This is a genomic window from Psychrobacter immobilis (genome assembly GCF_904846185.1).
Taxonomy (GTDB): Bacteria; Pseudomonadota; Gammaproteobacteria; order Pseudomonadales; family Moraxellaceae; genus Psychrobacter; species Psychrobacter immobilis_B.
Window position 1 is genome coordinate 151,781 of record NZ_CAJGZQ010000006.1, and the last position, 14,565, is coordinate 166,345.

11 protein-coding genes are annotated in these 14,565 nt (G+C 42.2%); all 11 read right to left on the reverse strand.

The features are described from left to right. Positions 1-33: 33 nt before the first annotated feature. A complete protein-coding gene (gene era / locus JMW94_RS04970) occupies positions 34-999 on the reverse strand; it encodes a GTPase Era (RefSeq protein ID WP_227685424.1) in 966 nt (321 codons plus the stop codon). A 361-nt stretch (positions 1,000-1,360) separates the two neighbouring features. Continuing rightward, complete coding sequence (gene rnc, locus JMW94_RS04975; protein WP_055125735.1) at positions 1,361-2,158, reverse strand: ribonuclease III; 798 nt, start codon at positions 2,156-2,158, stop codon at positions 1,361-1,363. Positions 2,159-2,278: 120 nt separating this feature from the next. Continuing rightward, entirely contained in the window at positions 2,279-2,671 is a 393-nt protein-coding gene (locus JMW94_RS04980; RefSeq protein WP_227685419.1) for a DUF4845 domain-containing protein, read from the reverse strand. 145 nt (positions 2,672-2,816) lie between these two features. Then, positions 2,817-3,719, reverse strand: coding sequence for a signal peptidase I (lepB, locus tag JMW94_RS04985; protein ID WP_087813992.1), 903 nt, complete (start codon positions 3,717-3,719; stop codon positions 2,817-2,819). A gap of 104 nt (positions 3,720-3,823) precedes the next feature. After that, on the reverse strand, positions 3,824-5,620 hold the full coding sequence (lepA, locus tag JMW94_RS04990; protein ID WP_201602251.1) for a translation elongation factor 4: 1,797 nt from the start codon (positions 5,618-5,620) through the stop codon (positions 3,824-3,826). A gap of 362 nt (positions 5,621-5,982) precedes the next feature. Next, a complete protein-coding gene (locus JMW94_RS04995; RefSeq protein ID WP_201602254.1) occupies positions 5,983-7,227 on the reverse strand; it encodes a capsule biosynthesis protein in 1,245 nt (414 codons plus the stop codon). Between the two features lie 160 nt (positions 7,228-7,387). After that, positions 7,388-9,970, reverse strand: coding sequence for a capsular polysaccharide biosynthesis protein (locus JMW94_RS05000; RefSeq protein ID WP_201602257.1), 2,583 nt, complete (start codon positions 9,968-9,970; stop codon positions 7,388-7,390). A gap of 80 nt (positions 9,971-10,050) precedes the next feature. Further along, positions 10,051-11,832, reverse strand: a complete 1,782-nt coding sequence (locus JMW94_RS05005; protein ID WP_193007719.1) for a polysaccharide biosynthesis/export family protein — start codon at positions 11,830-11,832, stop codon at positions 10,051-10,053. 55 nt (positions 11,833-11,887) lie between these two features. Next, the gene (locus JMW94_RS05010) at positions 11,888-12,994 is read right to left on the reverse strand and encodes a capsule biosynthesis protein (RefSeq protein WP_227685420.1); all 1,107 of its coding nucleotides are present in this window, start codon (positions 12,992-12,994) and stop codon (positions 11,888-11,890) included. Then, positions 12,972-13,643: an ABC transporter ATP-binding protein gene (locus JMW94_RS05015; protein ID WP_060490415.1), complete on the reverse strand. Its 672-nt coding sequence runs from the start codon at positions 13,641-13,643 to the stop codon at positions 12,972-12,974. The genes JMW94_RS05010 and JMW94_RS05015 overlap by 23 nt, the downstream gene beginning before the upstream one ends. 14 nt (positions 13,644-13,657) lie before the next feature. Continuing rightward, positions 13,658-14,470 carry an ABC transporter permease gene (locus JMW94_RS05020; RefSeq protein WP_201602263.1) on the reverse strand — a complete coding sequence of 271 codons (813 nt, stop codon included), beginning with the start codon at positions 14,468-14,470 and terminating at the stop codon, positions 13,658-13,660. Positions 14,471-14,565 lie beyond the last annotated feature (95 nt).

Here is a 14,565-nt window from a genome sequence, read left to right on the forward strand (position 1 = left end):
ATATAGAAAAGTGATTAAAGCGCTATTCTTCAATCAATATCCTAAGCTAGTCAATGCACGTTCGTCATCAGACCAGCCACGTTTCACTTTCACCCACAGTGTCAGCATAATCTTTTTATCAAACAGCTGCTCCATATCTTTACGAGCATCCATACCCACTTGCTTAATACGCTGACCTTTATCACCAATCACAATGGCTTTTTGACCACTACGTTCAACATAAATAGTCGCATCGATGAAAGTACAAGCCTTACGTGGACGCCCTGTCTTTGGATCAGTGTGCGCAGGCTCATCTTTGAACCCATCAATCTGTACAGTTAAGTCATATGGCACTTCGTCACCAGCGCTACGCATGATTTTTTCGCGGATAATTTCACTGGCCAAAAATCGTTCTGAGCGGTCAGTAATTTGCTCGGTATCATAGATAGGGGCAGCAATAGGAAGATGCGAAGCAATCACTTCTTGTAGACGATCTAGGTTTTGGTTTTTTAAGGCAGATACTGGTACGATATCGGCAAAATCAAAACTGTCATTAAACGTCTCAATCAGCGGCAACACGCTGCCTTTATCTTTTAAGGTATCAGATTTATTAATAACCAATACTACATGTAAATTGGTATCGCCAAGCTTTTGTAAAACCAACAAATCATCATCACGCCATTGATCTGAATCAACAACGAATAATACCAAATCAACATCTACTAATGCAGATACCGCAGCTTTATTCATACGCTCATTAATAGCACGTACTTCATTGCGATGAATACCCGGCGTGTCAACGAATACTGCCTGCATCTCATGATTTGACAAAATACCGTGGATACGGTGACGAGTCGTTTGTGGCTTACGTGATGTAATAGATAACTTTTGACCCAATAGGTGATTCATCAAAGTCGATTTACCAACGTTTGGACGTCCAACGATCGCGACATAACCCGCTTTAAAGTCATCAGCAATACCTGCATGACTACTAGGGGCAAAGAATTCTTCAATTGCCATATCATTGTCTACAGTAGTATCTTCTGCTTGATTGATGCCATCATTAGTAATATCGATATTATCTTGGTTTTGATTCAATTCTGTGTTTTCGGTCATATTTTTGGCATTATCTTCATCATTGGATGGCAAGTCAGTACGATTGCTCATAGGTTAATCCTATAGAATTTATACCCAGTCAAATGGTGCTTAATGATGTATTGGCTGTATCAGCACTAAAAAAGCAAAACCATCATCGGCTGGGAAATATTTAAATTTTTGAAATGTGTGACGTTTACGCTAATTCAAATAAACGATTCTTAAAACGTCACTTAACATATATTGTCAAAAAAAGTGGTATGTGCGATCCATAGGTTAATCCTAGTTAGGATCGCTTTTTAGCTGAGCTCGGCAGTTTATGCAACTGGTTAATCATTAGTTCTGCTGCTTTTTGTTCAGCGATACGGCGGCTCTCACCAGATTCAGTAATATCAACACAGTTATTGATATTAACATGGCAACGTACAACAAAAATTTGATGCGGCGCGTTACCACGTGTTTCCATCAGCTCATAATGTGGCAGATCAAACTGCTTAGATTGTAGCCACTCTTGCAATCGACTCTTGGCATCTTTTAACGCTTTTTGGTCATTAACGTTGTCAATCAAATCACCATACCATGAGAGAACACAATCGCGAGTAATATCCAAATCTTGGCTGTCTAAATAAATAGCACCAATCAAAGACTCCACGGCATCAGCCAATATAGAAGCGCGATTGCGCCCACCACCTTTACGCTCACCTATCCCTAATATCAGATGATTAGAGAGCTCTAAATTTTGCGCAATGATGACCAATGATTCTTGACGTACCAAGGTGGCACGCATACGAGTCAATCGACCCTCATTTTGGCTAGGATAGCGATGATATAAGGCCTCACCCACAATCATTCCTAACAGAGCGTCTCCTAAAAACTCTAAACGCTCATAATTTTTTTTGCTATCAAACGAGCGGTGTGTCAACGCAAGTTTGGGGAGACTCAAGTCCTTAAACACATAGCCTAACTTGCGTGTTAATACGGCTAATTGCTGAATAAATTCTGAGCTAACAATCAGCGTGTCGACAGACGTGCTATTTTGTTGAGGAGTAGGAATCGCTTGGGAATGCTGCAAAGTTGGTTTCATGCGTGGCTTGTGGTTATCCCTTCTGTTTTACTGATTTGGTTAGTAATAGTATGGATTAATGAATATTATAAAGACATTCAGATATTAAAAAGTTTAAGAGTGATCTAACACTCTTTTTAGTTACTCTGCTGTTGTCATATCGATATCACCTTCGAAGCGATTGACGATATCAACATTACCAAAGAAATTGTTGGTGACTGCATATTCTTTACGAATAGCCAATTGTCCCGTCTTTTTATCAATAAAAGTAAATACGTCTTCCGCCTGAGTATCATAATCAGCATTAATAGATAGCTGTCTATTGACACGCTCGACAAACTGCTTGGCCGTCTCATTATTATTATTTGCCTCCTTAAGCTGTGCGCTTAAGGTCTTGGTCAATTGATAATCACCAATCTGAGCAGGTATGATAGCAACCATCAATTTGGCAGCAACTCCTAACACAAGAATAATTAAAACGATACTCGTTACGCTAGCACCACGCTGTGTGGCGATTCCAGATAATTGCTGCACTATGATATCCCTCTACTGGTAAACAACTATTTTTAGGAGCTACCAAAATACTAGGTAGCCGTTTATTAGATAGCAACAATATTAGCATAAAACTATTATCGATAAATCAACCAATAGAGCGTCTCATAATCTTAATGACATAATCTTAATCAATAGTACCATTGCGTTCAAAGGTTGGTAAATTAAGTCCGGGTGGCTTATGCATCCAGATATAAACCGCTTTACCCGCTAAATTCTCATCAGGAACAAATCCCCAAAACCGACCATCAGCACTACGATCACGGTTATCGCCCATCACAAAATACTGACCTTCTGGAACGCTAATACGCCATTTGGTACCTGCTGAGCTAACCACCTCTGGCGATTGCTGCTGCAAAAATGGTGCATATTGGGAACTATTCATACCATTCAAGTAACGAACAAGATGCTTGTTGTCACCTTGTGTTTCCTGAAAATATTGCGCCTCACCCTCTTCTTGCTCACCCATCGCTGCCGCACTGTCTTCGGTCAGTACTTGCCCTGGACCGATTTGCCCTGGTAAATAAAGCTGTGAGGTCAACTCAGGGTTTGCCGCAAAATCGACAGGCTTGGTATCAACTGGGACATCATTGATAGAAAGTGTCCCTTGATCATAACTAACAGTATCACCAGGCAAACCAATGACACGCTTGATATAATAAATACTTGGGTTTTCAGGATAGCGGAATACCGCAACATCACCATGCTCAGGCGCGCCCGTATCCAGCACTTTGTTATACGTCAGCGGTAGGCGCACCCCGTAGGCATACTTATTAACCGCAATAAAATCGCCCGTATATAATGTCGGCACCATAGAAGATGAAGGGATATTAAAAGGCTCAATCAAAAACGAGCGTACTATTAACACCACTGCCAATACAGGGAAAAAATCATAAGCCCAGCGTACCAAGAGACTTTCTTGACCACGCCCGCGAGTTTTACGCTGCTTGAGGGTAAGCTTATCTAATAGCCAAATAATACCCAAACCAATGGTTAATGGTACTAAAATTAAATTAAAATCAAAATCCATACTCAATTGCCTATTAACGAGCGACTTATCTGGCTATCTATACTATCAACTGCGCCACTAATTACACCAAAAAAACTATCGTTGACCAGTCAATTAGTAATGACTTACTCAACCTGCAATACCGCTAAGAAGGCTTCTTGTGGAATCTCCACATTACCGACTTGCTTCATACGTTTTTTACCCGCTTTTTGCTTAGACAATAGCTTTTTCTTACGCGACACATCACCGCCATAACACTTAGCCAAGACGTCTTTACGCATGGCTTTCACCGTACTACGCCCAATAATTTGGCTACCAATCGCGGCCTGAATTGCCACATCAAACATCTGACGCGGAATCAACTCTTTCATCTTAGTCACCAACGCATTACCACGATAGCGTGATTGGGTTTCATGCACAATCATGGCGAGCGCATCGACTTTATCACCATTAATCAGTACGTCTACCTTAACCAATTTATCAACTTGATAACGCTCAAAATTATAATCAAGCGAGGCAAATCCGCGTGATACCGATTTTAGACGGTCAAAGAAGTCCATGACTACTTCGCCCATTGGAATATCAAAGATCAGCTGTACTTGACGACCCATAAAGCGCATATCAACTTGTACGCCGCGACGCTCAATACAAAGCGTCATCACATTGCCCAAGTAATCTTGCGGTACTAAAATCTGACAACGGGCAATTGGCTCACGGAACTCTTCGATATTATTGGGTTCAGGCAATCTTGATGGATTATCAACGTAGATAATACTGCCATCTTTTTTTACAATCTCATAGATAACTGACGGCGCAGTGGTAATCAAGTCCAAGTCATATTCGCGCTCTAAACGCTCTTGGATAATCTCCATGTGCAGCATGCCAAGGAAACCACAACGGAAACCAAAACCTAGCGCATCGGAGGTATCAGGCTCAAAGAACAATGAGGCATCGTTGATTTGCAGCTTTTGCAGCGCTTCACGGAATTTTTCAAAATCTGTAGATTCAACAGGGAACATACCGGCATAGACTTGCGGAGTAATCTGTTTAAAACCTGGAATACGCTCAACGTCTGGCGTTTTAGAATGAGTAATCGTATCACCCACTGGCGCGCCAGCGATATCTTTGATACCAGCAATAATAAAACCGACTTCACCCGCCTCCAAGATACCCGTATCGACAGGCTTGGGCGTAAAGACACCGATCGAGCCGACTAAATGCGCTTCTTTGGTTGATTTGATATAAAGTTTATCACCTTTTCGGATAGTACCTTCACGTACCCGAACCAATGACACAACGCCTAGATAGTTATCAAACCAAGAGTCAATAATCAATGCTTGTAATGGCGCCTCACGATCACCAGTCGGTGCAGGGATAAATTCAACCAATGCTTCTAGCAGTTTATCAACGCCCAAACCCGATTTAGCAGAAACTCGTGGCGCATCAACTGCGTCAATCCCAATGATGTCTTCAATCTCTTGAATGACACGCTCAGGCTCGACTTGTGGCAAATCAATTTTATTTAGTACCGCCATGACTTCTAGACCCTGATCAACGGCAGTATAGCAGTTGGCCACGGACTGAGCTTCCACCCCTTGCGCGGCATCAACGACCAATAGCGCCCCTTCACAAGCGGCTAGTGAACGCGACACCTCGTATGAGAAGTCAACGTGTCCTGGAGTATCGATAAAGTTGAGCTGATAGCGCTCACCATTAGGATGATCGTAGAATAAGGTTACCGACTGCGCTTTAATGGTGATACCGCGCTCACGCTCAATATCCATGGAGTCAAGTACTTGCGCCTGCATCTCGCGATCTTGCAAGGCACCGCACATTTGAATAAAACGATCAGCAAGCGTCGACTTGCCATGATCAATGTGGGCAATGATTGAAAAGTTACGAATATTTGCTAATGCAGTCACAAAGCGCCTACTAAATTAAGGGTGATAGAATAATAAAATTAAGAAATAAATGCTGTCAGGCGCAACCGCTAAAATAGCTGTCCATCGTTAAGGGGGAAATAGGAAGAGAAAATAATTAGAATCAGCTTATTTGCCAATACTATCATCTCCAATCAACCGCTCAGGACGTCAACTCTTATGCGCAGGCATGAAAGAGTATTCTAGCAGTTTTCTACCATAAAGTAAGGCGATTTTATTAGCAGAGGGATGATTTACAAGTGAAGTTACGAGCGGATAACTATACAGATAGAAAGCGAGCGGCTTGATAGCACCTTATTCACTTCGACAAGACTCATGCTAACTGAATATGAACAATCAATAATCTACTGAGGGGTATTGGTTTTGGACAGATCGCTCTCTATGGGTTCACATCCTGCGCTATGCAGATATTTATACATCCATGGTGACTTACCGTAAAAAGCCCCGTTGATCTGAGTTTGCTCTATCAAGTATTCACGGAATCTAAGATAAAACTCATTATCTGGGCGGTTAGGTTGTTGCCAAAACTCATTCAGTGGTTTTTGATCTATCAGTTTCGGCGTATCATAAATCGCGCGACCCATGATTTTGGTAGGTTTTTTGTGATATACCGATTGCAACCCTGTCGTGCTATTGATGGTCACCATCCCAATACTGTGTTTCATCAAGGTTGGCAGGTGCATGTCGCAACCATAAAACACACGTTCCGCCACTTGATAGCGTCTAGCCAAGCTAGATACCAGTTCGCGATAATCTCGATGACCACGATCTAACGGATGATGCTTGAATACCAGTAATTGCTGCTTATCAGCATACTCTGCAAAGCTGGCAATAGACTCATCAATAAACTGCACCACATCACGGTAGTCACTATGATGGGTAATCTGCGAGTCATTATGCACTTGTAAACTAATCAAAAAATAATTATTACTTTGTTCTTTGGTCAGCTTATTTTGCAATCGCTTATCAGGTAAATACCCTCGCAATTTACGCCATGGTGCTTTGAGCCAAGCGATTGCTTCTTGCCACGCTGTCATACCGCGATAGTGCGAATAATGCGGATAGCGACTTTTGTATATCCAAACGATAATATAATAGACAATCGCAGCGATACTCAAACGATAAAAACGATTGTGAGTATACAATGGTTTATCATTGGCTTTTTTGAGCGCTTTAATATCTGCCGTATTTAAGCGCGAATAGCCATTAATGCCATATTCTTGCAATGTAATGTAATCGGGACGCAAGTAGCCTTCTTCAAATACAAAAAAAGAGGTGCCCAACTGCTCACTGATATAAGCAGCTTGGGTGTGATGCGGACGACAATCACCAAAACAGACAATCGCATCAATGCTATTTTCTTCAATGAAAACCTGCAACCAAGAAGAGAACTGCGCTAACGTATCGGTATATTCATAGGTATTATCATGATGATAAAAAAATGCATCACCTGCATTAAAGTTGATCTTACTAACCTTAATATTTTGAGTTTGCAGAAATGTCGAAAAACGGTTGAAGAATCCGCCCATCTTTCCTTGTAACAGCAAGACGTGTCGATGAGTAAGCAAGTGAGACATCGAAGCTGCCATAGTATTGAATTACCATTAATGAGAAGATGAAGGATAAAATCGAGAGTATTTATTAAATAACTTGAATATTAAGCCGTGTAAATACACACTAATCATCACTGATTATACCGAAAAAGCCCCTACTTGTCGCAATGGATTTGCGTCACAAGTTTAGAACAAACTAACGAGATAATTTACGCAGGCGCTGCTGCCATTGATGACGCTGCTGCATAAAACGAGTCGTCGATTGGCGTTTAAAATTTTCAGGTAGCGTGGATAAAACTGAATTCTCATAGTTAATCGAGCTATTTATAGGGCTAGATATTTGCGCTTGAGACTCTGTATTATGAATATCTTTAAGCAAAGGAGCGCTTTTAGGAGGATATAAATAGTCAATCACTTGCTCTACTTGTGCAAGCCCATAGCCATTAGGCAAACGATATAAAGGATAGCGAATAAGCGCACAATATAATAATTGTTCAAGCGTTAATGCAGTGTCGCGTTTTCGTCTCTCTAAATAGTCAGCTTTCGGTGATAACTGGGCATCAATATCTGCCGTTAACCCCCAACCAGCATAAAACGGTAAGCCGTAGCAAGTAACGTCTAAACCGCGCAGCAACGCCTCAAAGCCAGTTAATGAGCTAATCGTATGTACTTCATCAACACATTCTAAGCAATCAGGCATCGCAGTATCATAGGCGACGGCACTGACCTGTTGTAAAAACTCTGCGCTAACCTTACCAGCCCTTAGCCCTGCTTCAACGTCAGGATGCGGCTTATAAATAAGATAAGCCTCAGGATTGTCTTGGCATACACGCTCAATCAAGCCGCTGTTGGTTTTGATCGTTGAGCCGCAGTACTGCACCGATAAATCATCTTCGACTTGACCGATAATAAGCAGACGGCGCTTGCCAGATACCCTAGCCTCATGCATCCACGAAGTATGCTGGTTATTAGCACTGTCGACCTCAGCCCCAACATTGTATTTACTCACCCGTTGATTCAGCAATTTATCTTGCAGCTGTTGTACACGGACACTTTGCTGTGGGTTCAATGCCTGACAATGATGTAGCAACGTCTCTAAATCTGAAGGCTGGGTTGCATCATAATAAATACCTTGCTTATCTATGACGACTGACAACGGTGCTAACAACGTCGCGCCCAAACCATTTGAGCGGATAAATCCATCTTCCATACAGTATATAAACGGTATGGACAAATGCGGCTGTTTCTCAAGCTTACGCTGTAATTTATTTTGTACTTGCTGGCGTTTGGCTAAACCCCACACTAATAGAGGCTGCTGATAATCAACACGAAAATGATCAGGATGCAGGAGATTCTTGAGACGTGGCTTGGGTTTGATAAATAATGTCGTACGCGGTAGATTCGTAAAAGCTTTTACAAATGGTAATTTCCAGCGACTAAATTCATATATCGTGAGATCCCCTTCAAGGCGCGCTTGCCAATATCGATTAGTCACTAGCCATTCTATCGCTGTATCAATATCACAGGCTTGCTTGGTGGCTGGATCTACATAACGACTATAATCTATATAGGCGCTATAAAATAACGTTTCTAACGTCGCAGATGTTTTTTTAGCAAATGAGGTAGGAAACAACGCAGGATTTGAATGTTCCCGATCCTCTAACAGTTTGCTGACAAGTTTTTGACGACGTTTTTCGACCGCTTTAAGCAGCTTTTTGGGTGCGCCGCTGTCATCAGTTAGACCCCAGCCACTATACCAGTTGACCCCGAAGCAATGTACTGCTTTACCTAACATCAATGCTTCAAAGCCCATATGGGAGCTGACCGTATAAACATGGTCAACTTGCTCTAATAGCTGGATAGGATTGAGTGCTTGAGTTAATAGCCGAACCTGCTTAGGTAGTTTAAGACTGGTCAAGTATCCTGATTTTGACGCAGGATGTGCCTTTATCCAAATATGGGCATGAGGATGATTACGACACGCAGATTTTAACATCTTCTTAAACTGACGTTTATCAGCACCAGCACCGGTGATAGAAGCATCACCAACCACTTGGTCAATCAATAAAACATGCGATTTCAAGGAATCTGCCGTTGTATTAACGCCGTCTTCACTCGTCAATTCATTCAAGGATGGACAATCGATCACTGCATTATATTTACTGAGCTGCTCATTACAAATACGTGCCATCAATTGCCGCGCGTGCGCGTCATCTATTTCGTAATTATTGGGCGTAGTAGCATTTTTAGTACGCTCAATAATCAGCCGCTCAAGGCGTGAGTCATGCGTCGTATCAAAATAAATACCAAGGTCATCGACGACAACACTGAGGCCATGACGGCTACCAATACCAGAATCTAATGAGCGCAAAAAGCCATCTTCGACACTCAATGTCTTAAGCTTTTGCCGCTTAGCCACTTTATTAGCTCGTTGATAGCTTTTTTTACGACCCCAACCGATAAAGGCATCGGGTTGCTGAAAAGAGAGAGAGGAGCTGGACAAATGAGTTATCTGATTTTTTACAACATTAGGTAATGGCAATGCAGACAGTAAATGCGTTTTACCTGCATTGATACGTTGCTGTATACCTGACCACGGATACCAGCGCTGAATATCTGCCTGCAATACCTGAGACAAAAGTACATTGTTTTGACGCATACCCTTACCAATGACCGCCAAATGCTGTGGCAATTGGTATGCGGATGATGGCAAAAGCAAGGCATTATCAGAGTGAGAGGTCACTGCCACATTGACATCATCTGCCGCGCTTTTTGCCATTTCTAACACCCTTATTCATTACTTTTGCATCTATCTATGTAGATGACTTGTTCTCTTGTTATACAACTTTTCAATAATGGTTATAAATCGAGAACCACTTTAGCAGCAATGGCCAACTGATAAACAATTTGCGATAAGCCACGAGCAATTTCTACGCGCTTGGTTTTGACTTTCGGTAATACCATAATCTCATCGCCTTGCTGGATACGGTAAGCGGTATTGACCACCTCACTGGCGCCATTTTGATGGATAATCAAGATTTCTTTAACATCAGCATTGTCAGAGAAACCGCCTGAATTGGCAACATAATCACCAACGGTATAATCTGGATTAAAGGTCAGCGCGCCTTGTGCTCGTACTTGACCATTAACGGTAATGACAGACGTTTGCGCAGGTATCTCAATGATATCACCTTGCTGCAGAATAATATCCTGCCACGAATTCGGGACGACAACAATTTGACCCGTTGTTTTAACATTACGCGCTTTGGCAACAAACTGCTTAACCAACGCTGCATCGTCTTGACGCAGTGCTGCTTCTTCACGAGTGGTTGACTGCGTGGCAAGCGTCAGCTCTTCTAGACGATCGAGCGACTCATTAATCATGCGTTTTTGTTGCTCAGCAACAGACTCACGATAAATGGTCAGATGAGTCAGTTTAGCGAGTGGGCTTGGCTGTAGCTGTGGCACGATGTCCTTTAAGCGAGCACCATATGGTACAACCATGGCACCATTACCCGTATGCGCACCTTTTACTTGCACCGCAATTGTGCCCGCATAGCGATCGGAGGTAACTACCATCTGATCACCATTATAAACAGGCACGTTTTGAGCTTCTGCTAACGAGTAATATTCTGCCGTCTGCGCGCGTCCTGCACTACGAGTGATACTAACGTTGGTCGCATTTGCTGCTGGATTGGCCACTTGCAATACATCACCAATGGTCAGATCGTTCACATCAAATTCAAAGGTATATTCGTTTTGGACTTGACCGCCTACTTCAAAGGTTTTTTTCTGCGGCGCGACCGTAATCACATCGCCATCACGAAAAGAGAATGCTTGTAATTTACCCGCCAGTAAAAAATCATACAGGTTGACTTGCTGTAGCATTTGCCCATTACGTTTGATTTGAATATCAATATAACTACCACGAGTCGGATCAACACCGCCCGCTCTATCCAAATAAGACAATACGGAATCTGCTGCTAAACCGCCGTAATAACCTGGTTGTTTAACGAAACCTGTTACAAACACCTTCACTGGCTGTGCTTGCTCTAATGAGGCATAAACGCCAACATTCGAGCGATAAATACGACTGACAGCACTTTTTACCACATTTTGTAGACTGCCATTTTGCACACCTGAGACACGTACTGGACCGATATTTGGCAAGAAAATATTGCCTTGTGGGTCGACGGTCATGGTAGCCGCATATTGATAAGCGCCCCACATCCGTACTTGGACGTTATCACCCGGGTTGATCACGTAACTGTCATTAAAGGTAGAGCCAGAAGTAGTCGAAAATGCTCCACGAAACAGCTGCTCACCAAACATCATGTCTTGCGTGTTGATTTCTTGATAGGGGCGCGTGGTATTGATGACTGACTGACTTGGCAAGCTTGAGGCATTAACCGCTTCTTGCGCGGTCGCCTGTCCTGATACACCACCTGCAAATGCCTGTGTTGAGACATTGATGTTATTGCTGTTTTGGTCTTGACTCATGCTGTTATTGCTGGTGCCAAAGCTAGATCCTGAGATTTGATCAGCATAACTGCCTGCTGCTAGTGCTGATACACTGCTGGCTGCCATGGCCAAACTTAACACTTTTATCACGGTCACAATAGGACGTGGTTTCATATTCATGAGTGGTATTCCTTTGCTGATCTATCGATCATTACTGATATCTGGTGTGTTAAAACTAGCTACGATGATCACGAACAACTGCCATCACTAGGCGCACAAATCCATAAAGCATCAAAAGTAATGCTAGCGACGTCCAAATAATATAGGCGCGGCGTGGATAAGTTGCTTCTTCAGCCTGATATGGTGTTGAGATAACAATCAAATTCTTCATCTTTTTAAAAGCTTCTAAACGTGACTTTTCAAGCGAAGATAAAGAAAGCTTATACAGCTCAGTGGCGAAATCGACATCAGCTTTGATGGTTTCAAACTGTACTGCTTGTCGATTTAGCTTAGTAGTATTTGGCGAGGTCAGTTTGGTTTGCTCTTGAAGAATTTGCTCTTCGACTGCTTTGATCTGGCTTCTTAGTGACACTACTTGCGGTGCGTCTGGGTTCAGATAGCTGAGTAATTGACGCTCTTCGGTACGTAATGAACTTAATTGCGCTTGCAAACTACCAATCACCTGATTCACAATTTGAGCATTGGATTGTGGATCGTAAATCTCATTTTCGTTCTGATAGTTTAACAATTTCTCTTTGGCATCATTCAAGCGATCTTGTGATTCATCCAATTGCGTCTCTGCAAATAACAACTGATCACGAGCCACCTCTTGTGAAATACGGTTGACGAACTGCTCAGACTCATTGAGGATCGTTTTATTCAGCTCAAAAGCATACTTTGGATCAAAGGCTTCCGTCGATACTGACAGCACATAGCTTTGCTCGTCCAGATTGATGTGTACACGCTTTTTGAAGTACTCAAGTAACTCTTCTTGTGTGGCATCAGGCTCAATTTCATTGAGCGGATCTGAGCCATCGACATGATACGCTTCGCGGAACTTGAACTTATTATCAAGGCGCTTCACCATATCATTGGATAGAATATACTCGGTCAGATAAGTCGCATCTTCTTTACTGGTACTGTTCACACCCAACAAGGCCGACAGTCCACCGCCAGAAGGCACACTGGTATCACTGACTTGTTTGACCACCACATCAGCCGTCGAAATAAACCGCGGATGAGCAATGGTCATGACATAAAATATCACCAACGCCCAAGGGAGGACCACCAAGCCAATAAACAGCGAGAAGTCAATTATCTTATTTTTTCGCTTTGTGGACATGCTCTTCATATACCTCAATCGCTTCTGTTGTGTCTTCAAAGACGTGTGCTGTTTGATCCATTAACACAATACCAATATCACAATTACGCTTAATATCACCGATGTTATGCGATACGATCAAAAACCCTGCTTGTTCACGGCGCGCGGCCAATATCTCTTCACTACGCTTACGAAAAGCCGCATCACCCACAGCGCCTGCTTCATCAAGCATATAATAATCAAAATCGAAGGCCAAGCTTAAGCCAAACGTTAAGCGTGCTTTCATCCCCGATGAATAACTTTTTACCGGCATATCGAAATAGTTTCCGATATCTGCGAACTCTTCCACAAAACGAATTTTTTCGTCAATATAGGGACCGCTTGAATAAAGACGGCAAACAAAGCGGACGTTTTGACGACCCGTCAAACTACCCTGAAAACCGCCGGCTACCCCTACTGGCCAAGAAATCGTCGAGTCGGTAATAATCTCTCCGTGATCAGGCTTATCTAATCCGCAAATAATACGCAGCAAAGTCGATTTACCCGCCCCATTACGACCGAGTAAACCCACACTTTTTTTATCACCAATGGTCAGATTCAAATCTTTAAATAGATAATGCCGACCCTGCTTGGTCATAAAGGACTTAGAAACATTTCTAATTTCAATCATTCACTTACCTGTCGTTATTTAGAACGTATTAAGTCTCTTTCTACCGCTTTATACATGAGCAGACCCAAGAAATTTACTGCAACCGTCCACTTTAAAAAGTACGTTATATCAATATGATAAGCGGGATAATTGGGCGCTAAAGCGTGTCGTATCAATTCAATATTATGGATAAAAGGATTATAAAGTAAATAACTAAAATATGGCTCTGGAATAATATGAATCGGATAAATGATACCTGAAGCAAAATACAATATGGTAAAGAGAATCGTAATTACCTTGGTGATTTCACCCCCATAATAACCAACAATCATCATGATTAGAGCGACACCGAAGCTGAACATAAACATCGTTATCCAGCAGAAAAGTACAATATGCAAATTTCCCAAACTGGCGTAATCATTAAAGAAAGCCAAGCCAACCAACAATATAATAAATGTTAAAAAATAAATAATAAGCTCTAAAGCTGATCTAGCAATAATGACGTCAATATGCCGTATTGAACGGTACATCAAAAGTCCCTGATTTGCCTCAACAGCTCCTAGTGCTCTAGTCGCAATGGTCTGAAACATGCGAAAAGGAACCATTCCAGCAACTAAAAACAATGGAAAGCTCATCCCTGGTAATGCACGTTCAATAATCACGCCAAAAATCACTAGAAATATAAGCATTTGAAAAATTATTTCTAATGGCGCCCACAGATAGCCCAAGCGATAACCACCAAAGCGCGTTTGCAGCTCACGCATCAGCAAAGCATGAAATGCGGCACCCATGACTTTTAGACCACTGCGGTGCTTAATAGGACGATAAGGAGGTAGTTGTACAGACATGGCGTTACAGGACTTTACCGAAAACAGCCCCTATGATAAGTAAGCGGGACATAAGTTACAACAATTAATCTGTACCTAAACAGATAAAGCTATGA